This window comes from Limimaricola pyoseonensis (assembly GCF_900102015.1).
GTDB classification, from domain to species: Bacteria; Pseudomonadota; Alphaproteobacteria; order Rhodobacterales; family Rhodobacteraceae; genus Limimaricola; species Limimaricola pyoseonensis.
In genome coordinates this window covers 515,845-541,754 of record NZ_FNAT01000001.1, presented here as the reverse complement: position 1 = coordinate 541,754, position 25,910 = coordinate 515,845, and the positions used below count along the sequence as shown (strand labels likewise).

Below are 25,910 nucleotides of genomic sequence, written 5' to 3'. Positions count from 1 at the left end.
GAGACGCCTCAGGGCCCCGCGCGCTCCTTGCGGTAGGCCGCCGGTGTCGTTCCCATCCAGCGCTTGAAGGCCCGGGTAAAGGCGCTCTGCTCGGAAAAGCCGGTCAGGAAGGCGATCTCGGCCAGGGAATGCCGGTCGTTGCGCAGAAGCCCCTCGGCGAGATCGCGGCGCGTCTCCTCGGTCAGGGCATGAAAGCTCATCCCGTGTTCGGAGAGGCGCCTGTGGAACGACCGCGCGCTGAACCCGAGGCTGCGTGCGATCTCCGCCATTTTCGGCGTCCCCTCGCTGAGCGCCTGCGCGATGGCATCCCTTGCCTGGCTCACGACCGCCGGGGTGTCCGAGACCCGCGACAGCTCCGCGTCGAGATGCAAGGTGAGGTAGCGAGAAATCCCCTCGTCGCCGAGGATGTTCGGCCGCGCGAGCGTCTCGTTCGCGAAGAGAAGCGCGTCGAGATCCGCGTCGAAGCGGACGGGGCAGCCGAACCAGTCCTCATGCGCCGCGACGGACCGAGGCGCGGCATGTCGGACCAGCACCATCTCGGGCCTGACCGGCACCGGACAGACCTGCCGGGCAATCGACACGGCGCTCGCAAGGGTCGCCTCGTTGGACAGCCGCATCCCGAGGCGCCGTTCGCCCGCCCGATGCAGGATGAAGAGCGTGCCTCCCTCGGCCGGCCGCAGCTCGTATTCGACGACGCTGGTCCAGAGCCGGGCGTACCGTTCGACCCGCGCATAGGACATGCCGAGCGTCGTCGCCGCCTTGAAGGCCAGCCCGAGCGCGCCATACTCGTCGAGCCGCATCGACGCGCCGGTGCGCACGGGAAGTCCGGTGACGTCGATCCGCTCGGCCATGCGTTCGAGCATGTCGTAGTAGCGCTCCGCCGGGATCATCTGTCCGGTATCCCAAGGTCCCGCGGGGTCGATCCCGACCGAGGTCAGCATCTCGTCCGCATCGACGCCGTCCCCAGCCGCGGCCACCATCTTGCGAGCAAAGAGCGATGTCACGTAACCCATGACCAGCAGCTTATGCTGCGGCTCGTGAGCGGCCAAGTTCGACGCGATGCGACGCCTGCCGTCGATCTCGCCCCATGCCCCGATGAAGTTGGATCGGCGCTCGACCAATGCGTCACACAGGTGGTCCACGAACAACCTGACCCGGCGGACCCGGCGCAGAAATGAAGCGACGCGAATGTCAGCTACGTGCCGGAACCGCGTTTCAATCTTCGGCTGACTCGATCAACCAGCCCTTCGCATACTCAACTGCATCAGCTCCGACCAAATGCCGGACCCGTTCGAGTTCCGACACCAATCCCGCCGTGCGCGCTTTCCCCATTCGAACATCGACTTCGGGCCAGAACGCGCGAACGACAAGGGTCGTGCCTGAGCGCTTGGCATCCAGCCGACCGATCAGTCGGTCGCCCTGAAGCACGGGGAAGATGTAATACCCGTACCGTCGCTTGGCTTCGGGCACGAAGATCTCGATGCGGTAATGGAAGCCGAATAGTCGCTCGGCACGCCCGCGGTCTCTCAGCGCCGGATCGAATGGCGACAGGAGGTGGACGCGGGCGCTCGGACTCGGCAAGGTGCGCGCATGGTCCAGTAGGGCTTCGGTGCTGAAACAGCGACGCCGGGATCCATCCGCCATCTCGATGTCGACCTCGAGGATGCGTCCGCTCGCAAGGGCGTCGGCGCACCAGGCCCTTGCCTCGTCCCGTGTCACGATCTCGAAGAAGGCGGCGAGCTCTGCGGTCGTGCCGAAGCCAAGCCGGTCGAGCGCCGAGGACATTGCCCAGTCAACGATGTCTGCATCGGCGATCCGGTGGTTGCGCTGCGCATCTGGTATGACCCGCTCCGTCAGGTCGTAGAACTTCCGAAATCCCTGACGGTGGCACACCGCGAGCCGGCCCGATCGCCACAGGAATTCGAGCGCTGTCTTGGATGGGTGCCAGTCCCACCAGCCTGAAGACCCGCGCTCCTCACCATTGGCGACATCGAGAGAGCAGGCGGCGCCGTTGTCGGCGACATGCCGAAGCACGCGGTCGAGTTCGTCCGTCCATCCGGGACGCCGCGCCGCCGGCCACCGCGCCCGCATCCGCGCTTCGTCGCGGGCGAACTTCGCGCGCCACATCGGATAGAACGCCATCGGGATCGCGGCCGCGTCATGTGTCCAGTGCTCGAAGGCGGACCGGCGATGCGCGACGAGGGATTGGAGCGCGCGGGGCCGGTATTGCCCCCGCCGTGACCACAGGATCAGGTCATGCGCGCGGGCCAGCGTGTTCACGCTGTCGATCTGGACGAAACCGAGCCCGTGCAGCACGGCGTCCAGGTCCTCGCCGCGCCCCGGGCCCGGATCGGCGCGCAGCAAGAGGTGCAGGTCCAGGAAAAGGCGGCGCGCGCTGGTGTTGTTCAAGTACGGTCGGGGCATCCGGTCACACTACCACTGTTGTCGCGCAAGCGACTGAGTTTCCTTCGGCAAACAAGCTCAAGAGAGGGTTCCACAGACTGGGCTGCTCCCCGCTTCGCATTTTTCGTGTTCGATGAACTCGAAAAAGGTGAGGTGACGCCACCGGCTCGGGCGACCATGGTTGCTCGGCGGGCCGCGCAGAAGATCGGTGAGCCGCGCCCGGAGTTCACCAGTTGCCTGCGAAAGGCGGGTCCCGCCGGAAAACATCGTGAACGAAACGTCGCGTCGACCGGATCGTATCGGCGTCCTTCTTGAACCGGGCAGCCTTGCCTTCGTCCTCGAACGAGCAGACCCCGTTGGAGCGCAGACCACGTGACATGTCGTCGACCCAGTCGTCCCAGAGGTCGATGATCTTCGGATCCGTTCTGTCCGGTATGCGGGCCGGCACCAGGAGGCTGGGATCAATTGTCATCTAAAGGCCGGGCAGGTCGTGGAAGGCAGCTGTCGGCCGAGCCGTCCACGGAGCGAGCCTATCCTCGCAGCAGTCCGGGCTTTCGTGGGCAGGGCGCTGTTCCTCGGCGACGGCCGGGGTTGGCCGTGGGATTTCGTTGCGGGGCTCGGCCTTATCCTGCGCGATATCGCATGACGCCGTATGGGCCGCGAGCTTTACCGTATCGGGCCGGGACGCGGCGGCGCCAGTAGTAACCGGTTGCTCTGAATTCGAGGTAAGGGGTCTTGAGCGCCATCGGCGAGGGGCCGCCAGGGGTTGGAGGTGTCGCGGGGCGATCCGAGGGGCTGTGCAGAGCTTTATGCAAGGCCAAACGCAAAACCCCCGGGTCTCTGCCGAGACCCGGGGGTTTTCTGCCTGAACTTCAGCGGCTTGCTGGAAGTTTGGCTCCGGCGGTAGGGCCCGGAGCCAAAATGCACAACGTTGTTTTGCAACGCCAATCGTGAGCCTCGGCGCCGCGTGGCGCCAGATTGTGCAAACTGCTGTGCAACGGCTCGGGTTCCAGGTCGAACTTAAAAAACTGCTGTGGGCCTGCGCCACTCCGCGCTGAAGACGGAGCGTTCCCTCTGCAGTGACCGAGCGTTGCTGCGCTAGGATCGGCATCTGCCTTCCGAGATCTTTGACGTCATGCAGGGCGGCCTCATGTCCGCCACAGGCGCTTGGTCGGATTTTGCTTCGCAACCGAAAGACTTGCTTCCAAGGCAGCATCCCGATCGCCGTTACACGAAGCTTCGAATGACGACGTGGTTTCTAGCGCTTCTTCATCGCATCGAGCAGGGCCGAACCAAGGGCTCCGGGTTGATCCCCGCCCCTGGGGGTGCCTCCGGTCGGACCCTTGCCGCGCGGCGGCGTTCCGGCGTGTCGCGTCGCCTCCTTGCGCCGTTCCGGTCGCTGGTCGCTCCGGAGATTGCGCTCCTGCTTGGCCGAGGCGCCGCCATCCTTGCGCATGGTCAGCCCGATGCGCTTGCGCGCCACATCGACCTCTGTCACTCGGACCTGCACGACGTCGCCGGCCTTCACCACCTCGTGCGGGTCCTTCACGAAGCGGTCGGCCAGCTGGCTGACATGGACGAGGCCGTCCTGGTGGACGCCGATGTCGATGAAGGCGCCGAAGGCCGCGACATTGGTCACCGTGCCCTCGAGCCGCATGCCCTCGCGCAGGTCGGTGATCTGCTCGATCCCCTCAGCGAAGCTCGCCGTCTTGAAGCTCGGGCGGGGATCGCGTCCCGGTTTCTCCAGCTCCGAGAGGATGTCCCGCACCGTCGGCAATCCAAAATGATCGTCGACATAGGCCTCGGCTCGCACGTTGCGTAGGGCGGCCGGATCAGATTGCAGGCTGCGCAGGTCGCGACCGCAATCGGCGATGATGCGGCGCGCCACGCCATAGGCCTCCGGGTGGACCGCGGAGGCATCCAGCGGCTCGCGGCCGTCTCGGATGCGCAGGAAACCCGCGCATTGCTCGAAGGCGCGCGGCCCGAGCCGGCTGACCTTCAGGAGTTCCTTGCGCGTCTCGAAGGCGCCTGCCTGATCGCGATGCGCGACGATCGCATCAGCCAATGCCGGAGTAAGGCCCGAGACGTGGGCGAGGAGCGGCGCGGAAGCGGTGTTGAGATCGACGCCGACCGCGTTCACCGCATCCTCGACAACCGCTTCGAGCGATTTCGACAGTCGGCGCTGGTCGACATCGTGCTGATACTGGCCCACGCCGATGCTCTTCGGTTCAATCTTCACCAACTCCGCCAATGGGTCCTGTAGCCGCCGCGCGATGGAGACCGCCCCGCGCAGGGACACGTCGAGATCGGGGAACTCCTTCGAGGCGAGCTCGGAAGCGGAATAGACCGAGGCGCCAGCCTCGCTGACGATCACCTTGGTCGGCTTCTTCACGTCGGCAGGGAGCAGGGCGAGCGTCTCCGCCACTAGCTTTTCGGTCTCGCGCGAGGCGGTGCCGTTGCCGATGGCGATGAGTTCGATGCCATGCGTCTTGATGAGCCGCAGGATGGTCGCCTGCGCCCCGGTTACGTCCTTGCGGGGCTGGAATGGGTAGAGCGTGTCGGTGGCGAGGACCTTGCCGGTGGCGTCGATCACCGCGGCCTTCACGCCGGTGCGGATGCCCGGGTCGAGCCCAAGGGTCGGCCGCGCGCCAGCCGGGGCCGCCAGCAGCAGGTCCTTGAGGTTGCGCGCGAAGACGGAGATGGCCTCCTCATGCGCACGGGCGCGCAGCTCGGCCACCAGCTCGGTCATCATGGTCGTCGAAAGTTTCACCCGCCAGGCCCAACTCGCGACATCGCGCAGCCAGCGGTCGCCGGGACCGTTGCCCGAAGGGTTCAGGCGCGCGGCGACCATGGCCTCGCAGCGCGGCTCTCCGACCTTCTTGTCGGGGCCGATGTCGAAGCGGATGACGCCTTCTTTAAGTGCGCGCAGCAGCGCCAGAGCGCGGTGCGACGGCATGGTTGCCCATTTCTCGGCGTGGTCGAAGTAATCCGAGAACTTGGCCCCGGACTCTTCCTGGCCGGAGACCACCTTGGCGGTCACGATGGCTTCATTCCGGAGGTAATTCCGTAGGTCGCCCAGCAGCTCGGCGGTCTCCGACAGCTCCTCGGTGAGGATATCGCGGGCACCGTTCAGCGCCTCCTTCGCATCCGGCACCGCCTCGCTCAGATAGGGCTTCGCAAGCGTTTCCGGGTCGCATGTCCGGTCCGCCATGATCGCGTCAGGCAGGGGCTCCAGCCCGTTCTCGCGCGCGATCATCGCCTTGGTTCGGCGCTTGGGCTTGAAGGGCAGGTAGATGTCCTCGAGCTGCGTCTTGGTCTCGGCGGCGGCGATGGCGCGGGCCAGCGCGTCGGTGAGCTTGTCCTGCTCGCGGATCGATTTGAGGATCGCGTCGCGCCGGTCGTCGAGCTCGCGCAGATAGCCCAGGCGGTCGGCCAGCAAGCGCAGCTGGGCATCGTCGAGCCCGCCCGTGGCCTCCTTGCGGTAGCGCGCGATGAAGGGGACGGTCGCACCCTCGTCGAGCAGTTTGATCGCGGCCGCGACCTGGGTCGCGGTCGCCCCGATGTCCTGGCCGATCGTCCGGTTGATGCGGGTCGCGCGATCCATGGCAGTCCTTTCCGTCCCTGAGGGCTCTCTCATACGCTTGGGGGCCTAGCGGCAAAAGGGCCGCCGTGACTTCTGCGGTCTTAAGAAAGTGGGAGCGTTCGCAGTTTTCGAAAACTGCCAACCTTAATACTTCAGGTTGTTGCCAGCTGCATCTCGGGCTGTTACCAGCGGCCGATCCTCTGGACACCACGATAAGATCGTGACCGTGCGATAGGAGGCCTCAGGTTAAGAACCGAACGTTCAGCGTTGAGTTCAAGATAGAGGCTATGAAGCTGGCAGCGTCTTGTTCCTGCCCCCGGATTTTAATCCGTGACTTCGAATCTTTCCATAAGCCTAGCGACCGTCGACCGCCACTTCGGCGTCACGGGTTTGCACACCGTATTCTGGTTTCCGAACATACCTACCTCCTGAACTGCCTGCGCCTGCGGAACAGTGCAGATCCACTGGACAGGAACGAAATATTCAGACTTCTCCGGATCATTAGAATATTCCCGATGGTAATTTCCTTCGAGGACATCTAGAGCTGGCATTTCATTGATCTGGAAATCTTTGGCGGCAACCCGAGGTCCCGTGACGCGACCCACGCCGACAAAACCTCTTTTGGGAATTTTTACCCAAATACGGTCGCCTTCTTCCAGCATCCTCAGGGAGTTGCTATACCACTCCCCGCCGCCACCAGATATAAATCCATAACGCACAGCCTCATCCCAAACGCGGCTTCGATCAGCACCAAAACTCACATAGAATTCGCCATTCCATGGCTCTTTTTCGCCGCTCTTGCTACGGCCAGCTGCCTGCACCTGAACGTCGCCTGGATCGATCAGCCACGCTCGGCTGAGAAGTTGCTGATCTCCATGGTCAAAAACCTGAAAAAACAATACGTTGATCGCGATCCCCTTGTCGTTGAGGTAGTTCACGATCCTCTCACTGCTGGCATCAAGAGTAGATGCCACGATGACCACTTGGTGACTTTCGTTGATGGTATCTTCATCAAGCGCTTGGCCAAACCGCGCTTCGAAGTCCGCAGCAAGACTTCTTCCGGGTTTGAAGCGGCTATAAATGGCTGCAATATCTTCCGCTCCTTGCACTTCGACCCATGAAGCGTAGTCGAGAGCTTGAGCGACGACTTCGCGTGGTGTCTTATCTCTTTTCAGTTCGATAACCACGAGCGTGCCGTCGGGCGCGACCGCTAGCAAATCAATCCACCCGCCGTGCCTGGTGCCGACTTGTCGGCCGATAAGCATCCACTCGGAAGACAGGATCTTGGGCTCTGCCATGATCATATCCTCAAGCATCTGCTCAGAGGGCAATGCGCCTTGTGGGATGACAGATGGGCGATCGGATACGGTCCACACCGCGTGACTGATCGGCATAGAGGTTTCCTCCGTAAGATACTCTAATTTTGTCTAAGTCTTGGTGCGCCGGCGATGCTTTTAAAAAGATCGCCGACCACTGGCTCGTTCTTTCCGACCTCCATCGCACCCGTTTTGATCGTCGGACCCCGTCAGGGGGGCAAGAGGTGCGCGGCGACGCCGCTGCGTCCGGGTCAGCAACGGTTGAAGCTGGGACTGCTCCGAGGGACAGAGCGCGGAGCCTTTTGTCACCTGACCTGTAGGATCCGGGCTGACTTTATCTCCACACCGACCTGGTATTCGACCTCGTCGCCCTCCTGGGCGTCGATCAGGGCTTGGCCGAGAGGCGTATGGATACCGACCTTGCCATTGTCGATGTCGTTTTCCTCCTCGACGAGTTGGAAGCTGAGCTTTCGGCCCTGCTCGGAGAGGATCTCCACCTTCACCTTGCTGCCGGCCATGATGGTGCCGGGGTCAGCCTCGACGACGCCGCCCAAAAGGTCGTCGCTGCCGTCGAAGAGATTGCTCTGACGCGCCCTGCTGTGGCCCCTGGGGGCTGCGGCTGAGACGGGAGGAGCCACCGGCATCGGGGTCTCCTCAGGCTCCTCCACGACGTCTTGGAGCGCTTTCACAGCCTCGATGCGGGGCTGAGTAGTGAAGCCGCTTTCCTTGGCAGCAACGAGGGCCGCGTCGATGGCTTCCTTGAGGCGCTCGACCTGCGTGCGCGGATCATTGAACCAGTCCGTCGACCAGATGCGGTGGAAGCGCCAGCCGAGACCTTCCAGCACTTCCTGCCGCAGCCGGTCGCGATCGCGGCTCGACTTGGAGGAGTGGTAGCTCGCACCATCGCACTCCACGCCCAGGATGTAGCCATAGGGCCATTCCGGGTGACGCACGCCGATATCGACGCGATAGCCGGCCGTGCCCACCTGCGGGACCGCTTCGCAGCCTAGCGCCTCGACCTGCTGGATTACGTAGTCCTCGAAGGGGCTATCGGTTTCGCCGCCGGGGCGCGTGCGGCTCGGCACGTAGCCGGAGCCGCAATACTCGAGCCAGGCGCGGAACATATGAACGCCGCGGTTCTTGCCCTCATCCACGAGGATGTCCGTGGGCTTGAGCGAGGTGAAGGTGACGATCTTGCGCTTGGCGCGGGTGAAGAGAACGTTCAGACGGCGATGACCGTGAGCCGAGTTGATCGGGCCGAAGCGCTGATGTGGCTTGCTGCCTTTGACCTCGGGCCCATAGAGCGTCGAGATGAACATCACGTCGCGCTCGTCGCCCTGAATCGTCTCTAGGTTCTTGACGAAGAAATGCTCGAGCGCGTCCTCGTGCTCCTCCCATTGGCGCACATAGGCTTGCACATGCGGGTTGCGATCCCGCTCGCGCTCGAACTCCTCGAGGATCAGGTCCTTCTGGTCAGTGTTCATCGTAACGATGCCGAGCGAGAGACTGGGATGCTCTCGCATATGGCGCACCGCGGCCTTCACGACCTCTCGGGCCTCGATGTCGTTGCGCTTGCCCTTGTAGATGCCATCGACCTCGACGAGATGAACGCCGAATTCGGGATCATCCTCGCGTGCCGACGGAAAGATCGTCAGCTTGCTGTCATACATCCACTCGTTGGAGAAGCGGATTAGGGCCGAATGGCGCGAGCGATAGTGCCAGCGCAGCTGGCGCACGGGACGGAAGGCCATGTTGGCCATGTCGAGGATGCTTTCGCTGTCCTCGCGCAGATCCTCGTCGGCGTCGCTGTCGTCGAGCATCTTCTGAAAGAAGGTAGTCGGCGGAAGCTGCTTGGTGTCGCCGACGATTACGGATTGCTTGGCCCGGCTCAGTGCTCCGATCGCGTTTTCAGGCGTCATCTGTGATGCCTCGTCGATCACCACGAGATCGAAGGTCAGCCCGGAGTGCAGGTATTGCGCGACAGCCAATGGTGACATCATCCAGCAGGGCTTCAGCTCCTGTAGCGCCTGCCCAGCGCGACGGGTGAGCTCGCGAACGCCGAGACGGTTCTTCTTCTTGCCCATCTCGTTCCGCAGAAGGCTCATATTGGTGTAGGTCGACTTGCGGCCGATGCTGTTGCCACCCGGCGGGCTTGCACGCTCGATGAGCTCGTTGCGCACCACCTGGCGCGACATTGCGATCAGCTCGCGGTCCTTTTCGATGATCTCGGCGCGGATACGGTCAAACTCCTCGCCATCATAGCCTTGTAGCCATTGGCTGTAGGCCTCGTAGGCCTTGTCCGCCATCGACTTGGCAATGACAGAGCGCACGAGCGGGGCGAGCTTGTCTGGGTCGAAGCTTTCACCTTCGGCCAGAACCCAATCGACGAGCTTGTCGAAGCCCTTGGAGCGTAGTGTCTCTTCGCTGCGCCGCAGGCGGGCACGCTCCATAAGAGAGGAGGGGTCCGATGCGGCCGCACGAAGATCATTCATCCTTTTCGCAAAGGAAAGACTGGTCGCGAGATCGCCTTCGATCTGAAGGTCACCACAGAGCTTCGCGACATTCTCCTCGGTGGCATCTTGGCGCGTTTTAAACTCCTCGATCTGTTCGAGCATGTCCGGCGCCTGACCGCTGCGAAGGATGTTCCGGATGGCATCAGGGGCAGGGGATGAGGCAACCACTTCCGAGAGGGTGCATTCGACCTCGAGGGCGGCAATATCGGTGCGGATACCCTTGAAGCGGTCGCCGAGGATGGGCCCGCAGGATGCCGTTTCGATCTCCTCGGAGATCTTCTCCACTTGTTGGAGCATTTTGATGGCCTCAGCGATCTCCTCGGCCGAGACTTCGGTTGTGGAGTTGAAGAGGGCGAGATGCTTCTCTGCCTCCTCCAGTTTTTCCTCGACGAAGCTCTTCTCCTCGGACTTCCGGTCGATCTCCGTCTTGAGGTCATAGAGCGTGTCAGAAGGAAGGCCCTCCTCCTGTGCGAAAGCCAGAACGGCTGTCAGGTCGCCAGACTCGAGGGCGCGGCGCAGGTCTTCGTCGCCGCAGGAGATGCGATCGCAATGCCGGTGAAGATCGCACATGGCATCGATATGCGAGATGTCGGTGTCGAGTCCCTTGAAGATATCGCCAAACATCTTGTTGTAAGCGGTATGATTTTCGAACTCGCTCTTCTTGGCGAGCCACTTTCCGTAGGTCCTGAGGCGCACGGTCATGGTAGGCCGATCATCGACAGGGCTGCCCCCGAGAATGCGCGTGTATGTGTTGCGCGCGTTCTTGAACTCCGAGGACATGAAGCGCAGAAGGCCGGACTGTTCGATGATGTCGGCCGTGCGCTCGATGAGTCCCTTGCTGTGATCGCCGGCATGCGGAATAGCCTTCCGGATGCGAGCGATCTCTGCGGTGAGATCAGCATGCTGTGACTTGAGTTCGCGGCCCAGCGCCTCTGTCTTTTTTTCGGGATCGGCGATGCGTTGGGCGAGAATCTTGCTCGTAACGCTTGCGAACCACGATGCCTGGGCATGCAGCTGGTCTAGCGGCAGTGGGTTATTGTGCGCCCAGTTCGCAGGCAGCGCGTTTGCGAGCTCGGCATGGCGTCTTGCTCGACCCAGCCAACGCTCGAGGGTGAAGGAGCTATCCCGGTAGGCGCCGGCATTGATGATGTCGTCGTTGCTCCGGGCGAAGGCCAGCGCCTTGTTGAGGCTCGCCTCGAGGGAAGGATCTTCTGGATCGCTCACGCGCTTACGGAGGCGACCGAGCAGGGATTGTCGCTCCTTTACCAGATCGCACAGCCCGCGCACACTACGGCGCTTGGCGGCGTCGGTGAGGGTATCAACAAGATCACCGTCGATCTGACCGTCTTTCTCGGCCAGCGCGGCGATGGCGTCGCGCAGCGCCGTGATGTCTGTCTCGAAGGCACCTTGAGAGAAGAGCGGTGCCGCATCGGAGCTGGTCACGTCCTCGACATACTGCTCGATGTCGTTGGCGATGCTTTCCAGTCGCTCGCAGATGTCCTCGGCGTCATCGCGGTTGGGGATGGAGGCTTGTGCGTCGAGCCAGAGGCGCGGCATTCGGGAAATGCGCGATAGGCGATCAGCAAACCCCTTGGCATCCTCGACGATGGCGTCGATTTCAGCCGGCCCGATCTGATCGCAGTTCGGCACACGGATCCGACGCACATCCTTGGGTGCGATTTCGCGAACCTCGTTTGTGGCGATGGCATGGCCGATGACCTCATAGACCGTGAGCCCGGTCGATCCGAAGTTCTGCGACAGGATGTCGAGGTAGTCTTGGAGGGTTTGGCGACGCTTCTCGAGCGCACGCTGCCGCGAAGAGAATTCACTGCCTGCGCGCCCATCTTCGATCTCGATGGAGAGCCGTTCTTCTAGGCTATGATAGACCTTGTCCCGCGTGCCTTTACCAGCCTGCAGAGGAAGAATGAACTCGCCGAGATTGGCAGACTCCAAGCGGTTCTTCACCACGTCGAGCGCCGTAAGCTTCTCGGCTACGAAGAGGACCTTCTTTCCCTCGCGCAGGGCTGCTGCAATGAGGTTGACGATGGTCTGGCTCTTGCCGGAGCCCGGTGGGCCTTCGATGCTCACGTCTTGGCCGTTGGCCACATCAACGAGCGCTGAGAATTGCGAGGCGTCGGCATCCATGACGAGGTGAGGCACCTTCTTGGACATCTCGGGCTCATCGGTGCCATAGACATCCGCGTAAGACGCCTCACCGCCGCCGCTGGTGGCCAGTAGCTTAGCCACGGTGGCGTTCTCGGCAACGCTGCGCTTCTTGGGGTCGAGGTCGTGATACATGGCGATCTTCGAGGAAGGAAAGATACCGATGGCGACTTCCCGGCGCACCTTCCAGTGCCACCCACTTGGTGCGGCCTCGGCCACTGTGCGGAAGTAGTCCTCGATCGATCCGGTCTCGTGATCCGGCAGGTCGAGGCGGTGTTCCGTGAAGAGCTTTTGCTTCAGCGTGGTGTTGACGGTGGCCTTGCCCTCTCCTGAAATCAGGAACTGGGCACCCTGCGGAGACTGCTTGCGCTCGATGCGGATCTCGCAAAGCAGCAGAGGGCTGACATAGGCCTTACTCTCTCCGGGGTTCTTCCATTCCAGCAGACCGAAGGCCGCGTGCAGGACGTTGACGCCGCTTTCGCGCTCATAGGAGCGACCACGCTCTGCGATTTGCTTGGCGACACGGCTGAGCTTCTCGGGAAGCATCAGGGTCTGAATGTCGGTGTCGTTGTGTCGACCATCCTCGTGCTCTTCGTCCGGCTCCGGAAGGGCGTAGTGCGGCGAAATCCCGTGTGCTTTGGCATGCTCGATGAGCGAAGGGTTGTCCGTGGTTTGCCTCTTGGGCAGACCCAGCGCCTCGCGGAGGCGATCCTTCAGAGCGCGCTCGATGTTGTATTCGTCTTCGTCGGCCGTCCTCGAGTCCGGATCGAGCGCTTCGATCTCGGACAGGTATTGCTCGTCCTCGGAGCGGGCGATGTGCAGGGCGTCGAGAAACTCGTCGGTCTGCTCGTCGGGAAGCTCCTCTTCGATCGCCGGCAGGGGCACGAGCCGCATCGCCGTGCCATTGGTCAGGTTGTAGCGCAAAATTTCGGGCAGCTCGTCGACCACGCGCAGAACGGTGGTGGAGTTCTTCTTGAAGGGAATGTTGATGAGCGGGTTGCGCCGGGACGAGTCGAGAAGGCGTTTGCGAAGCTCTTCCAAGCGATCGGAAACGAGGGAGATGATTTCAGGGTCTTTGAGGTGGGAGTCTTCGGTTGTGGTAAACGACTGGTCCTTCATGTGACCTCCTGCTGCCTGCCCCGTGGGGCAGCGAACTGACAATAAGCCCTGCGCGCTGAGCTACCATGGCAAGGGTTCGCGTTGGGCGTGCACTGTGGACATTGGCCATTTTCTCGCAGCCAAGATCAAGGGAAGTCAGGCAATTTCGTGAGAAGAGGGAGATATTTCGTGCCTTAGCTCTTGCAGTCCGCGCCGCCAGTAGATCACCATCATCGGATGGCAGGAAAGGCTGGGTGCTGTTGCGAGCGCATACCTATATGACTTCTAATATCTTTTGGATCCCATGTCGACTTCTCCCTCCGCGCCAATGCGGATGGCGAGAAAAACAGGCAAAGTGTCTATTACCTTTCTTGAACTCACCGAGCAGGGGAATGCGCACCGGGCGGTCGCATATACGCGGCAATGAGGAGACACGTATGAAGATGAATATGGCGACGGCCGCGGCTCTCGCGCTAAGCGTGCCGATGTCGGCGAGCGCCCAAGGCATTCCTGGCCTCTCTATGGGTGCGCAACCAGCGAAGACACGGCCGTGCGCGCGTGAGCTGGTAACTCATTCCGCGCGTCGTGAAGTAGCTTGGACAGCCCTTTCACTCCACCGGGCCCGGCGACGGTCACGATCCCGAACTCAGCCAGATGCGCACGCCGCGCGTTGATCATTGCGGTTCTCTGCCGGACCAGCAGGTCGCGCGTCTTATGAAGCATCAGCACACCCTGCTGCTCTCGGCTCTTCACGGCAACGAAGCGCATGGCCGGCCGCGTCACTGCCTCGCAAAGCGCCTCGGCATCAGCAGCGTCGGTCTTGCCGCGCTTCATGTAGGGATTGACGTAGGCGAGCGGCATCAGCCGCACCTTATGGCCGAGGGCAAGAAGCTCTCGCCCCCAATGATGCGCGGATGCGCAGGCTTCCGCGCCGGCAAGGCATGCGACAAGGACGAAAAGAACGGCAGCACTTCTCTCTGGCGGAGCTGGCGCTTGGCCACCACTGCTCCATCAGCGCTGATTGCATGGACTTGAAACACCCGCTTCGCGAGATCGAAGCCGATAACGGCAACATCCTGAGGCATGGGAACGCTCCTTAGACCTGGCTCAACAGCAGAAGACTGCAACTTACCCAGTAATTTGCGCATCGATACCTATCAATGAAAACAAGTTGTGTGCAAAATGCTTGAATATTAGCGCATCTACCAGATGCGCGACAGAGCAAGGGTCAGGTGAAGAAAGTGAAGAAATATTTCTTGGGGGGCGCCCTCGTTGGTTTGATTTTCTTTGGGGGAGTCTCATTGGCTGATACCTCAAATGTCGAGGCGAACCGTATTGCCGTAGAGGCAATTCAACTTTGGAATCGAGCATCATCCTCAAGTTCCTCTAGTTTTGAGGATCAGCTTGCGTCGCTGGAAGCGGTGGAGGCGATGCTAAATGAGATAGCAGAGAACTATCCAGAAAGTGAAGTTGGCCTATCTCTTCTGGGTGGGGAAGAGCTAGGCCCGTTAAGTCTGGAAGGAATAAAGGAAGAGGTGATAGCGGCGAGAGCGAAAGTAGGTGAAATCAATTGCGAGATCGATGTCCATACTCTCTGCTTGGCCGAAGAAATTATCAATATTGGTGGTAAAATTGAAGGCAATATTAGTCTAGACTTTCAGATCGCAGAAGTCGCGGCTGCACTTGGATCGTTAGGTGCATACGACATAGCAAAAGATGTCGCCAAACTGGCAGGAAGCGAAATATTTGCCGAGGGGGCGTTGAGTTGGATTGCGCGGGCTGCAGCTGCTCGAAACGACTGGGGCGCAGCTAAAAATCTATCTGAGCTCGTTGTCGCAGAGGGTCCCCGCACGGTCATTTTGAGCTCTATAGTGGGTGAGATGGTAAAGGCAGGGATGGTGGAAGAGGCGATAAATATTGCATCTTCCGATCCTGATTTTTCTGGTCGACTTATGTATTCTGCAGCGAAGGCTTTGATGGAAAATGGGGATACCTCGCTCGCGCTTGAGACAATGTCCTCTGGGTTGGAGATGCTCCGTCAGAGGGTCAAAGACAAGGCTATAGCTGAAACCTTTCTAAGTTTTGCAGGCAGTTATTATGATCTGGGACGCGACGAGCTTGGTCGAGCAGCTTTCGATGAAGCAATACTACTTTCCCTTTCCATAAGCGACGAACGAGAGGCGAGGGACTTCCAGAAAGCTCTTGCAATCGAGCTCTCGCGCGCTGGCCTCATCTCAGAGGCCGAAGAAGCTCTTAAGTCGATTCAGGACGAATATTATCGGTCCTCTGCAATGTCCCAAGTTGCTACAAATGAAGCCATACATGGGAACCTCTTCGGCGGGCTTGATAAGATAAAATCAGTGCCAATCGAGGATTTTAAATCAGGATACTTCTTGAGCCTGATTCAGGGATTGGCTGAGAGCGGTAAATTCCAAGATGCTAGGAAAGTGGTTGGAGAGCTCGATGATCTGGAAGACGAGATAAGGGCATTGGCCTATATATCAGTCCTTATGGACCAACACGGCTTTACCGAAGATGCGCGCGATCTAACATCGAAGATGTTTGTCATTGATTACGAATCTCGTTATTTGCCAATAGTGGTCGCCGAACATGGACGGGATTTTGCCAAGCTGGCTGGCGATGAAAGCATTGCCGCAATGTTTTCCACTGCCTTGAATCGGGTCGATGAGCTTGAAGCCCGAAGTGATCTGGGCTGGGCTTATTCCGGAGAATATTCGGTGGACGTCGCTGCTGGTCTCGCCGCATTGGGAGATCTGAGGCGATCTCTCGCTATCATAGAGCCCATTACAGATCTCGATAAGCGCATGGACGCGCTATTGGCGGTCACCAAGGCGTCGGTGAAAGCAGATCCTGTTTAGGCCTAGCAGGCTGTAAAGGTGTCTCTTGAGGGGCGGTTTCCTTGGCACGGTTGATACCAGTCGCGCCTCGGGGGCTGCCTAGAGATCTCCGAGGAAGGCCGATTTCAGGTGTCGGCCCTTCCGATCGTCGAGATACGGGGTGGGATGGCTACTCTCGATGCTGTGGCACCTACCGTCAGACGCTCTCAACGAGTAGCGGAGGGCCTTTTGGAGCGGCCCTCACTATGGCCTTGTTGTGGTTAATGCCCAAGCGCGGACTTGCTCAGTCGCCAATCATGAAGACCAAGGCTGTGATCGCGAGGGGCGTCTGGAAGGGGCTAATCTTCCAAATACAGGTAGTCATAGGCGTCGTAGGCCAAGGCCGCGGCTCCTACAGTCGTTGCTGCAAATGCAATGGCAGGGGCCCATGCGGGAGCGGTCAAGGTGGCGGCAGAAGCCGTTACTCCCATCGCTACCCGTTGTGCCCCCTTGGAGGCCAACCGGTTTCTGACGGGAGCGGGAATTCTTGCATAGGTCTCGGATACATAGCGCCCGCCCTGTGCGATAATTGATCCGCCGCTTGAGTGCTTGAGCGCTGGACCTGCGATTGCAGGCAAGAATGTCCCTTTCTTGTATCGACCGTTTTCCCGCTCTATCGTCCCGCCGCTGGAGTGCTCGACGAGCTCGCTTTTGCTGGCGCCAGTGAACCAGTCCATGACGCCAGCGCTTGCTGTCATCGGGAGCCCTGCAGCGAGCGCCATGATCATGATAGCGAAAAGCTGTCGTCGCATCGTCACCTCCACCTCACATCTATTCCAGCTGGGGGGTGGAAATGACTGTTTCAAGAAGTGTCGCGTGCTTTACCAACGTATTCTTCTTCTGCATTGTGATGAAATCCCGCCTATCCCCCATAACCGACCGACAGCTTTTTCGGACATCTCTACGAAGAAGGATTTCCACTACTTCCTCAATACAAGTGTTGCATTTGTGCAACTGTTGGGGCACGGGTCTACGCTGGGTAATTCACATCCCCGATCAGGATGCCATGTTAGCCGACTGCCCAATTGCCTGGGCCCAGGAGACGCAACCATGAAGATGATCCGTATTCTGGCAGTCGCTCTTGCTTGCGCTGCGCCGGCTACTGCCTTTGCTATGACGACTGACAACGCTCCAACCATTATCTGCCTAGAGGAGGGCTGCCCTGACGGCCCCATTGTCCATCTCGCGGTAGATGGCAGGGACGGGGGCTGCACTGAGTTCGACGAGGAACTGCTTTTCGCCAATAAAGTAGAACTCCATATAGAGACCTATGGTGGATCGTCGCCGGACGGGCGCGAGGGTGGCATCAAGGCGACTTTGGTCATCAAGTTCAGCTAAGGATCTACTCAATCGAATTGATGGCCCGCTTCGGCGGGCCATTTCTCTTTGAAGGATATTAGTTTGCTCGGGCGTTGTTGCAGAACTCCCGGCCTTACGGTTCACACAGCGAAGCAGCCGCTTAGGTGGGTGGCATGACGAAGCCTCTACCTGCCCGCTACCGCACGACGAACTGGTCCGCCTACAACGCAGCGCTGCGGAAGCGCGGCTCTCTGCTGATCTGGCTGGATCGGGAGATGGCTTGGCTCGCACCGCATGAGAGACGGCCGGGGCGTCCCCGGGTCTTTTCCGAGGGCGCGATACAATTCTGTCTCTCGATCAAGGTCCTGTTCAAGCTGCCGCTGAGGCAGACGGCCGGGATGGTGGCCAGCTTGCTGCGGATGGCAGGGCTGGACTGGCCGGTGCCGGACTACTCGACGCTGTGCCGCAGGCAAAAGACCTTGGCTGTCCAGATCCCGTATCGCCGGGCCAGTGGCCCGCTGAACCTTCTGGTGGACAGCACCGGCATCAAGTTTCTGGGCGATGGCGAATGGCAGGCGCGCAAGCATGGAGCGCAGGGGCGTCGCCAGTGGCGCAAGATTCACTTGGCCGTGGACACGGCCACGTCTGATATCCGCGCCGTGGAGTTCACTCCCAGCCGCGATGGCGATAGCCCAGTCTTGCCGGACCTGATCGAGCAGATCCCCGAGGACGAGCCGATCGACACCGTGACCGCTGATGGTGCCTACGACACGCGCCGCTGCCACACCGCGATCATCGAACGCCAAGCCACGGCGATCATCCCGATCCGCAAGAATGGACGACCATGGAAAGAGGATGGGCCGGCAGCTGCCGCCCGCAACGACATCCTCCGGGCGACACGGCCCCATGCAGCGGCACTCAGGAAGAGTTTTAGAGAATTTCGGACGCCTCGTTGTAATAGCTGCGATCTTTGATACAACCTCGCATTGTATTGATCGGAATATAGAGGCCCTGATGTTGCGCTTTCCTTCTCTTTGCCTGGTTGGCACCTTCCTTGTCGCGTCTCACGGGGCCTCGGCGGCCATTTCGGAGTGCCTCAAGCATGAGAACGATACTCTTCGACTGGCATGCTACGACTTGGAAGCCGGCTACTTCGATGAGTTGAAGAAGGATCTGCTCGGGTCTGAGGAGGAGGAAGCGGAAGAGGTCGCGAGCAAGGGTGACTGGATCGTGCGATCCTCGATCTCCAAGCTCGATGACTCAACGAACGTGATTGTCCGGCTGAAGAGCCATGACGAGACAAACTGCCGATACGACACCGAGAGCCACTACATTACTTTGGCCTGCCGGGAGAACGAGACGAACCTCTGGATCACCTTCGGCGGCTGCTACATGGCTGACATCCAGGGCAAGGGCAGGGTGACATACCGCCTGGGCACGCGCGACGCTGAAACCAAGAACTTCACGGAAAGCACCGACAACATGGCGCTTGGCTTGTGGAGCGGCGGATCTGCGATCGCTTTCATCAAGCGGATGATGAATTACGACACCATGATCGTCAGGGCTACGCCGTTCTCCGACAACCCCGTGACCGGCGAATACAACATCGCCGGCCTTTCGGAGGCGATCAAACCCCTGCGTGAATCCTGCAACTGGTAGCCTGATGCGCGTTCCATCTCACATCGAAGAGCAGCTCGGCAGCAGCAATCACTTTGACACCGTAGTGATCGCCGGGCTCATCATATTCGGGATCATTGCCGTGTATCGCATCGCCGCGGCCTCCAAGCACAACCAGAAGGAAGATTGAACATCTCTCCGCTGAGGTGCCTGCGGCGAAGGACCTTAACTATGACCGACGGCGCTGTTGCACATATCAGTGAAGGGGATTCACTGAGCGCGCGCTGACGGTTAGCTCGAGGGCATGCCGAAGCCTTCCCGTCGTCCTCGGTGTAAAACGAGGTGACCGACCGCAACTGCAGCAGAATGGTGGCAACGTTGCCGTTGCAAACCCGTGCATCGATAGCGGTTTCCGACTCCCCGGCATTGGTAGTCGGATTGTAACTACAAGCGCAGGTCGTCGGCCCCGGCTTCGGACAGCTGGGACCGACGACCTTCGCCAGTAAGACTTTGGTCGGCTCCGGTCAGGCCGCGCGACGAGCGCCACTCTTGATCTCACCAGATTTAGCTTCAATCGTAGCAGCCTTCATCACGGCGCGCCGCCATGGCACTCCCTGATAGGCAAAGGCGAGAGCATTCGTGCTGAGCTTCGACACGTCTTCGTAGTCCCGAACCGCCCAGACGCGGACCTGCTTTCCGTCCTTGCCAATACGTTTCCGGTCGAGGTCTCCACCCACCTTCTTCAAAAACGTAGTGACCTGCTGAAGCGTCATACGGGGGGCGCCCTTGCTTTCGCCGATCAGGTCGAGCGCTTCGCGGATATTCAGGACATCCTTGTCGAATGGCGCCGCGCCGGATTGCCACGCGTCTTCGAGCCACGCTTCGGCGCCGCCCTTGGTGGCTGCCTGCACGATGGTTTTGTCGGCGGTCATCGGCGCAGGAGCCTTCGGGTTGAAGTTCGACAGATCGCGGGAAGCAAGAAAGTGCGCGAAGCCCGCGATGTCCGGTCCGCCGATGTAGCTGTGCAGCTGGGCATAGTAGCCTTCATCCCGCGGCTTGCCGCGACAGATCACTACGAAGTAGCGGCGATCATTGTCTTCGATGTGGGCCGCGTTTTCATGGTTCGAGAACATCAGGAAGTTGACCGTATTCTGCACGGTATAGGGTTTGACGTGCTTCTCGTTGATCTCGCAGGTTGGCTGGGTAATCAACGGCTTCAGCTTGTTGGCGACATCCTTGCGGTCGCCGCACATGATTTCAGGGACAACAGCCAGCTGAGCGCCTTTCATGAAGTGGTAACGGCCCTCTGACAGCGCCTCATCCTGAACATACGGCACGTTGCCTGCGCCCATCACCCGCTGCATCGCCTCGGCCAAGGTGTCTTTCCCCACGCCTTGGTGGCTCGAGATGATCAGGATGGCGTGCGTGAGTTTCCTACCTGGATTCTGGTAGGCGTAAGCCAGCCAGTCCGAGATGTGATTGGCTTGCGCCTCGTCGCCGTTGCACAGGTAATGGATGTGATCGATCAACGGTTTAGCGTTGCCGGCAATGGGCTCGATATCGGGTGCGACCCAAGTGTTGAGCCATTGAACGCCGTCGATCGTCGCGATCTCATCATGGCATCCCGGGATGTAACGATCCAAGTGAACCCGATCTGCACGCTTGTCACGGCGGAGAAGGCCAAAGGCGGACTTCGCTCGGCCACTGCCATCGACTGGCATCCGGTGTGCCTCGAAGTTGTCGAGCCCCTGCGAGGAGATCCATGCTTTGGCGCGGCAATCCCAGAATTCGTTGCGAAACGCGGAATAGACATAGCGGGAACGGAGATAATTCATCAGCGCCTCGAGCTGTGGCTCTTCTGCTGCGTCTGATGCGCAGGAATAATCTGCGAAATCCTCGTCGAGAGCACCCAGGCCGAGTTCTGCACGCTGGCGTGCTTCGATATCCCGGCGCTCCAGCACCCACCAGAGGTGCTTTCCATTCACGGAAGGGTGCTCCTTCATCCACTCGCATGCCGCTTCGGCACCTACGTGATGGATTCCGAGGAGGCACGCTTTCACGCCTTCAGCGGAAAGGCCGCCTGCCTTACCCAAGATGCCCGCCTCGACGCGCTCGGTCAGGCCGTTCGGGCGGCGGTCAGTAGAGGGTAGTTTGGTCATTTGTTCGATCTCCCTTGAACAAGGTTGTTGCTTCGGGCGGAGCGATCTCGCGCGCCGTCGTGGGAGGGAGATGGTTCGGCTGAAGGAATGACTGGCGCGGGTTTGACTCGGGCGGATGACGAGACGTTCCTGAGCAAGAGTGCCATCACGAGCGGCGGGATCATGATGGAAGGACGTCGCTCGGCCCCGGTGCGATCAGACTTGATGAGATGACGCGTCGCTTTTCGTCCGTGCCGGCTTCGTCGCGCTCAGTAGTGCAAGCGAGTGTCAGCACTGGGACACAGGTGACGGCTGTGACAGCTCAATCCAGGCTGCTTCATTTCCCAGCGGACAATTTATTTATAGGAATTAAACAGTAACTTTCAACCCATCACATTAAATGCAAAATATACTCTGTCACAGGTGTCACGCGGCCTTTCAGAGTCAATGCATACTTGACTCCCGTGTGTGACATTCCATTAACGCTGCTGCTCTCATCTGTCGCTCTGGCGCTGCCGGCTGCATCACGCCACATGGCCACTTTCCAGAATTCTATCTTTCCCTGTGATTTTTGTGGGTGGGGCTCTCCCTACGTCCAAGGGTGCAAGCGGCGACGCCAAAATAGATGGAAGAGCATTGGAGGTGGCATTTCCCCTTGCTAAAGGTGTGTATAAATTTTTCGTATTGCCGCATTGAACCCATGTTCCGATCATGGGAAAGACATTATCAAATCTTCGCAAGACTGCTTCGCGTCGGGCAGCCATGCCTGTCCTCACTGTTTCTCAGATCGCGAAGCGGTGGCGATTAAGTTCCGATACCGTGCGTCTGATCTTGACGTGTCACGATCAGCCCAAAGCCTCCGGCCCTTGGCGCCATCCTCGCTACGCCTTCGTGGACATCCTGAGACTCGAGGGCGTTCAAGGAGAGCGGCTCACGCGTTACGAAGACTTCCCCGATCTGACCGAGCCGTTGATGACGGCGGCGGAGGTGGCCGAGATATTCAAATGCGTGCCGGCGACCATTCGCAATTACGCAGCGCAGGATCTCACACCGTCAATTCGCCTCGGTGGGTCAATCCGCTTCCGCCGCAGTGAGGTGCGGGGGTTGAATGATGCGGATTGAGCCGGTCAGGGCCGGTATCCGAAATATCTACCGAACGACGAAAAGTGAGGCAGACGCCCGGCATTACTTATCTCAATACGATTCGAGCTCATATTCCTCATTTCGTTATTTCAGTGCCGAAATTCGAAAATATGACCTCAAAACGCATCGAGTGGCAACAATAAGTTTCACGTCAAAATATTCAACAGGAGAAAAATTATGATGTATCTGGACGAAGCCGTCGGCCGACTGGAGGCCGGCGACTTTCCATACTCTGACGCCAACGCGAAGAAGATCCGTGGCTCTGCACGCAAATGCCAAAAGCTTCCCGCCTACAACTGTCCGCTCTCAATGATCCCGGTCGATGCCGAGGCCTTCGTGCGCAGGTGGGCGACGAACATTGCCAACCGGGATGCGCCGGAGGGATTCAAGACCTTCAGTCGGTTCTCGACCTGGCATTCGAACGTCAAAAGCCTCATGGAGCATGCCTCCGGGCGGCGGGCTGAGCGCGATCGCCTACGCGGTCAGTCAGACGACTGGTCGCAACTCCAGGATCAGGCCGCGGGGCTGATCAGGATGCGCCGCGCCGGCCACAAGATCCAGACACTCGACCTTATCGCACTGACCGTCCTCGCGACCGTCGGACGCGAGAAGGGTGCGCAGCCTCGGGGTCTGACGGTCGCTGCTTTGCATCTGTGGATACAGGACTGCCTGGATCGGGGTCGGAAAGCGTCCATCCGCAAGGCAGCGAAGCTCATCGACCAGCTGCATGCCTATCCCGAGGACGTTGACCCCATGCTTCTGCCGCCGCCACTCGGCGACATCCCGAAGGCCAGCCGTCATCGGGTGACACCAGAGCTTCCTCGGCCGGTGACGCAGGCCATCCGTGGCTATCAGCGCATGCTTCGAGAAGGACGGCCTTACGAGGGTCTCCTCGCTGGACGCCGGCGCGAGGGCCTGAGCGAGACGACCCTGAAGGGCATCGGCGACGAACTTCGGTGGTTCTTCACGGGCCTGACCGAGCTCGATCGCCTCCCGGTCGGCGCTGCCATTGAAGACCTCGCGACAGCCGAGAACATCTTCGCTGTCTTCGACGCGGAGATTGCCGAGGAATTCCCTTGGAAGCCGCTGGCGCCTCGGACTCTGAAGAAGAACCTCAGCACGTCTTTCCGTTTCGCGCGCCAGTATCGCCCTGAGCTCTTCGAGGTGCAGACGGAATTCTTCAAGACCGAGTTCTTCAGTAACTGGGACACGATGACCGAGGCGAACCAGGCGTTCTGCCGCAGGCTGGTGCAGTCGCAGTCGCGAATGGCGACATTCCTGAACCTGGCGCGGCTGCTCCAACAGCAGGCCGCTCCGCTCATCGCCGATTTCGAGTCCTTGCCTGAAGGCCAAAAGGGCAGGGCGGTAAAGCTGGCGCTCGCCGCGGCCTCGGCGGCGGTGCTGACCTTCCTGCCGCTCAGGGCGACAACGCTGACGCGGCTGGACGTGGTGGGCCAGCAGGCGCAAATCACTCTACCTGCCACCTCGAAAGGTGTGCACTTTGCGATCCCGAAGGGGCTGATCAAGAACAAGAAGCCTCTGACGGCCGTCATCTCGAGGCGGGGGAAGACCGACCCCAGGGCGATCCTGGATTGGTGGCTTGCGGAAGCGCGTCCGCACCTGATGCCCCGTCTTCGGCAGCCTGACCAGCGACTGCTTCTGGGCGGCGCGAATTACAGCTACCTCAGCGAGGCATGGCGCTTCGCCACGGCGTCGGTCGACCACTACATGACGCTGCATCAGGTCCGGCACAGCATCGCCTCCATCCTGATCAACCAGCCGGATGCAGACCTGCATGTCATCGCGGCGCTCCTGAACAATACGCCCAGCACGGTCGCCCGGACCTATGCCTTCTTCGATCAGGAGGCGGCATTCGCGCGCGGCCAAGTGGGCTTGGACAAGGTCAACAAGGCCCTGGAAGGGAGGATGGCCCGATGAGATATCAGACCACTGAACAGGAGCTTCCGGCGCGCATGCGCCGGTTCCTCGCCGATATCGATGCGAGCCGGGCCTACTTCTCCGACACCCTCATCAAGCAACGCCAGCATATCTCGTCGGCCCTGAGGGGTCTGATCGATGCCGCGAAGCTGGATGGCCTTCCTCTTCAGCTCTCGCAGCAGACGGCGCAGGCCTTCACCTCTCGGCTCGAACGAGAGGGATGGGCCCCTGCAAGCATCGCGTGCCAGCACGGATACCTTCGGAAGTATGCCTATGAAACAGGCGAGGGTATGGATTGGGCGCTCACAAGCGGCCGCTTCGATCGTCGTCCCTTGGCCCTGGTGTTCCGGGCCGCGCACTGGGCCCCTTACAGGTCCTTGCTGGATGAAATCGAGCAGGGCTGCGAGGCCTCGCTGATCCGTCTGGCGGATCGCTGGATGCGCTACCGTAAGGGCTTTCCCACCGTGACGGAACCCATGGTCCGAGGGTTCAAGGCGGATGCCCGGTCCTTGAGTGATCTCACCACCTTCATGGGTGCCATCGATCCGGAAAGCCCGGACAACATCGTCCTGCAGCAAGTGCAAGGGAAACGGCGCAATGAGGGCCGTGGCGAACCGGCGCGGAAGAAGCAGCCCCCCTGGCACGATCTCCATCAGCCATTTCACTTAGAGGTGCAGGTGCTGATGCAGCGCGCGCAGAAGCCCAATGGCCTCTCGGCAGAACGCATCAAGGCGATCTGCAGCGCCTTGCGGCGCCTGGAGGCGGCATGCCGAAAGCGCGGCCTGGCTATCGAACTCACGATGGTCACGGCCCGCGCTTTCGCCGAGGAGGTTTTCGATGCCGATTTGGCGACGCGCAGCAAGGCGGCTTACTGCGATTTCCTCGCCGCGTTTGCCAGGCACGCCGGCTACTCGGGCGAGATCCGCGCGGCGCTGATGGATACGCATAATGCCCTGAAACTCGAGGCCGGCAGCGACCTGCGCAGGAAGGAAATTGCGCTGGCCGAGCATCCGCTCGATCTCGTTGGTCTCGCAGAGACCGCTCGGGAAATGCTCGAGCATGCTTCCGAGCAGGACGACATCCGCGCCCGACGACGAGATGTCGTCCTTGCTGGCGCCATGGCACTGCTATGCAAGATGCCTCTTCGTTCGCTCGATTTGCGAAGCGGACGCATCGGCCAAGAGTTCCGGCGTGACAGCGAGGGCTGGCTCGCGGCCCTCGAGACCTCCAAGACCGGCGAACGGATCGACGGGCGTCTCGCAAGCTGCCTCACGCCTTACCTCGATGCCGTGCTCCTTATGGATGTCGGTCCGCAGCACCTATGGAGCATCTACCACCAGCGGGTCGGCACCGCGCTCTTCGGCAACCCGGCGAGGAGTTGGAAGCCGTTCGGGGACAACTGGCTGTGGGACAACATGCGTAAGCGGACCCATCACGGTCCGCACATCGTGCGCACGCTGATCTACGACGCGGTCGTCGCTGATGATGATCTCGACCTGCGCGTGGCGCAGGCCCTCTGCGGGCATGGGCATGAGGCGAGCCGACAGTTCTACGAGATCAACGCCGATCGCTATCGCCGTGAAGAAGGGCTGCAGCGGCTGATTGAGGCCGAGAGCCGTGCGGCGGCGACTTAACGGCTCACGCCACCGTTACGAGACCTGATGGGGCCGTTGGCCAAGCCTAAGGGCAGGGCGCGCGCTCATGGTTGTGTCGACCCGGTGAGTTGGGTGTTGAGCCCTCCGGCGCTCAAAAACTGGTGCCCATTCAATCCGAGCGATGTCGCTTGCTTTGTGCAGCTCTCC

At 60.5% G+C, this 25,910-nt stretch carries 14 protein-coding genes and 2 pseudogenes; 7 read left to right on the top strand and 9 right to left on the bottom strand.

Annotation, left to right across the window (positions count from 1 at the left end; genetic code table 11):
* Window positions 1-8: 8 nt before the first annotated feature.
* The 7 genes and pseudogenes from BLT43_RS02535 to BLT43_RS19300 all read right to left on the bottom strand — a co-directional run.
* Window positions 9-1,142 carry an AraC family transcriptional regulator gene (locus BLT43_RS02535; protein ID WP_242652206.1) on the bottom strand — a complete coding sequence of 378 codons (1,134 nt, stop codon included), beginning with the start codon at window positions 1,140-1,142 and terminating at the stop codon, window positions 9-11.
* A gap of 73 nt (window positions 1,143-1,215) precedes the next feature.
* Complete coding sequence (locus BLT43_RS02530) at window positions 1,216-2,424, bottom strand: winged helix-turn-helix domain-containing protein (RefSeq protein WP_090109778.1); 1,209 nt, start codon at window positions 2,422-2,424, stop codon at window positions 1,216-1,218.
* 205 nt (window positions 2,425-2,629) lie between these two features.
* Complete coding sequence (locus BLT43_RS02525) at window positions 2,630-2,875, bottom strand: hypothetical protein (protein ID WP_090109776.1); 246 nt, start codon at window positions 2,873-2,875, stop codon at window positions 2,630-2,632.
* 786 nt (window positions 2,876-3,661) lie between these two features.
* Window positions 3,662-6,007 (bottom strand): Tex family protein, encoded by a 2,346-nt coding sequence (locus BLT43_RS02520; protein ID WP_090109774.1) that lies wholly within the window; start codon window positions 6,005-6,007, stop codon window positions 3,662-3,664.
* 302 nt (window positions 6,008-6,309) lie between these two features.
* Window positions 6,310-7,380: an endonuclease NucS domain-containing protein gene (locus BLT43_RS02515; RefSeq protein WP_090109772.1), complete on the bottom strand. Its 1,071-nt coding sequence runs from the start codon at window positions 7,378-7,380 to the stop codon at window positions 6,310-6,312.
* A gap of 227 nt (window positions 7,381-7,607) precedes the next feature.
* Window positions 7,608-13,097, bottom strand: coding sequence for a DUF4011 domain-containing protein (locus BLT43_RS02510; RefSeq protein ID WP_090109770.1), 5,490 nt, complete (start codon window positions 13,095-13,097; stop codon window positions 7,608-7,610).
* Between the two features lie 600 nt (window positions 13,098-13,697).
* Window positions 13,698-14,161 (bottom strand): annotated as a pseudogene (locus BLT43_RS19300) (IS110 family transposase); the annotation flags it as partial.
* A 147-nt stretch (window positions 14,162-14,308) separates the two neighbouring features.
* Here BLT43_RS19300 and BLT43_RS18855 point away from each other — a divergent pair.
* Window positions 14,309-15,955, top strand: a complete 1,647-nt coding sequence (locus tag BLT43_RS18855; protein WP_165612525.1) for a hypothetical protein — start codon at window positions 14,309-14,311, stop codon at window positions 15,953-15,955.
* Window positions 15,956-16,272: 317 nt separating this feature from the next.
* On the opposite strand, the gene BLT43_RS18850 is transcribed toward BLT43_RS18855, so the two are convergent.
* A complete protein-coding gene (locus BLT43_RS18850) occupies window positions 16,273-16,725 on the bottom strand; it encodes a hypothetical protein (RefSeq protein WP_131802614.1) in 453 nt (150 codons plus the stop codon).
* A 298-nt stretch (window positions 16,726-17,023) separates the two neighbouring features.
* On the opposite strand from BLT43_RS18850, the gene BLT43_RS18845 reads away from it, so the two are divergent.
* The 3 genes and pseudogenes from BLT43_RS18845 (at window position 17,024) to BLT43_RS02495 (ending at window position 18,931) form a co-directional block, all read left to right on the top strand.
* On the top strand, window positions 17,024-17,311 hold the full coding sequence (locus tag BLT43_RS18845; RefSeq protein WP_131802613.1) for a hypothetical protein: 288 nt from the start codon (window positions 17,024-17,026) through the stop codon (window positions 17,309-17,311).
* Between the two features lie 134 nt (window positions 17,312-17,445).
* Window positions 17,446-18,198 (top strand): annotated as a pseudogene (locus BLT43_RS02500) (IS5 family transposase); the annotation flags it as partial.
* 88 nt (window positions 18,199-18,286) lie between these two features.
* On the top strand, window positions 18,287-18,931 hold the full coding sequence (locus tag BLT43_RS02495; protein ID WP_090109768.1) for a type VI secretion system-associated protein TagO: 645 nt from the start codon (window positions 18,287-18,289) through the stop codon (window positions 18,929-18,931).
* Window positions 18,932-19,413: 482 nt separating this feature from the next.
* Here BLT43_RS02495 and BLT43_RS18840 read toward each other — a convergent pair whose 3' ends face one another.
* The gene (locus BLT43_RS18840) at window positions 19,414-21,048 is read right to left on the bottom strand and encodes a primase-helicase family protein (protein WP_131802612.1); all 1,635 of its coding nucleotides are present in this window, start codon (window positions 21,046-21,048) and stop codon (window positions 19,414-19,416) included.
* Between the two features lie 690 nt (window positions 21,049-21,738).
* Here BLT43_RS18840 and BLT43_RS02485 point away from each other — a divergent pair.
* From BLT43_RS02485 to BLT43_RS02475, 3 genes are all read left to right on the top strand, one after another.
* Window positions 21,739-22,149 (top strand): helix-turn-helix domain-containing protein, encoded by a 411-nt coding sequence (locus BLT43_RS02485; RefSeq protein ID WP_090109764.1) that lies wholly within the window; start codon window positions 21,739-21,741, stop codon window positions 22,147-22,149.
* A 198-nt stretch (window positions 22,150-22,347) separates the two neighbouring features.
* Complete coding sequence (locus tag BLT43_RS02480; protein ID WP_090109762.1) at window positions 22,348-24,108, top strand: site-specific integrase; 1,761 nt, start codon at window positions 22,348-22,350, stop codon at window positions 24,106-24,108.
* Window positions 24,105-25,742, top strand: coding sequence for a hypothetical protein (locus BLT43_RS02475; protein WP_090109760.1), 1,638 nt, complete (start codon window positions 24,105-24,107; stop codon window positions 25,740-25,742). Before BLT43_RS02480 ends, BLT43_RS02475 begins: the two co-directional genes overlap by 4 nt.
* Window positions 25,743-25,910 lie beyond the last annotated feature (168 nt).

Bases quoted from the DNA above. Each gene is read 5' to 3' on its own strand.
- BLT43_RS02530 (WP_090109778.1), bottom strand. From the start codon at position 2,424: ATGCCCCGACCGTACTTGAACAACACCAGCGCGCGCCGCCTTTTCCTG.
- BLT43_RS02525 (WP_090109776.1), bottom strand. From the start codon at position 2,875: ATGACAATTGATCCCAGCCTCCTGGTGCCGGCCCGCATACCGGACAGA.
- BLT43_RS02520 (WP_090109774.1), bottom strand. From the start codon at position 6,007: ATGGATCGCGCGACCCGCATCAACCGGACGATCGGCCAGGACATCGGG.
- BLT43_RS02515 (WP_090109772.1), bottom strand. From the start codon at position 7,380: ATGCCGATCAGTCACGCGGTGTGGACCGTATCCGATCGCCCATCTGTC.
- BLT43_RS02510 (WP_090109770.1), bottom strand. From the start codon at position 13,097: ATGAAGGACCAGTCGTTTACCACAACCGAAGACTCCCACCTCAAAGAC.
- BLT43_RS18850 (WP_131802614.1), bottom strand. From the start codon at position 16,725: ATGCGACGACAGCTTTTCGCTATCATGATCATGGCGCTCGCTGCAGGG.
- BLT43_RS18845 (WP_131802613.1), top strand. From the start codon at position 17,024: ATGAAGATGATCCGTATTCTGGCAGTCGCTCTTGCTTGCGCTGCGCCG.
- BLT43_RS02495 (WP_090109768.1), top strand. From the start codon at position 18,287: ATGTTGCGCTTTCCTTCTCTTTGCCTGGTTGGCACCTTCCTTGTCGCG.
- BLT43_RS18840 (WP_131802612.1), bottom strand. From the start codon at position 21,048: ATGACCAAACTACCCTCTACTGACCGCCGCCCGAACGGCCTGACCGAG.
- BLT43_RS02485 (WP_090109764.1), top strand. From the start codon at position 21,739: ATGGGAAAGACATTATCAAATCTTCGCAAGACTGCTTCGCGTCGGGCA.
- BLT43_RS02480 (WP_090109762.1), top strand. From the start codon at position 22,348: ATGATGTATCTGGACGAAGCCGTCGGCCGACTGGAGGCCGGCGACTTT.
- BLT43_RS02475 (WP_090109760.1), top strand. From the start codon at position 24,105: ATGAGATATCAGACCACTGAACAGGAGCTTCCGGCGCGCATGCGCCGG.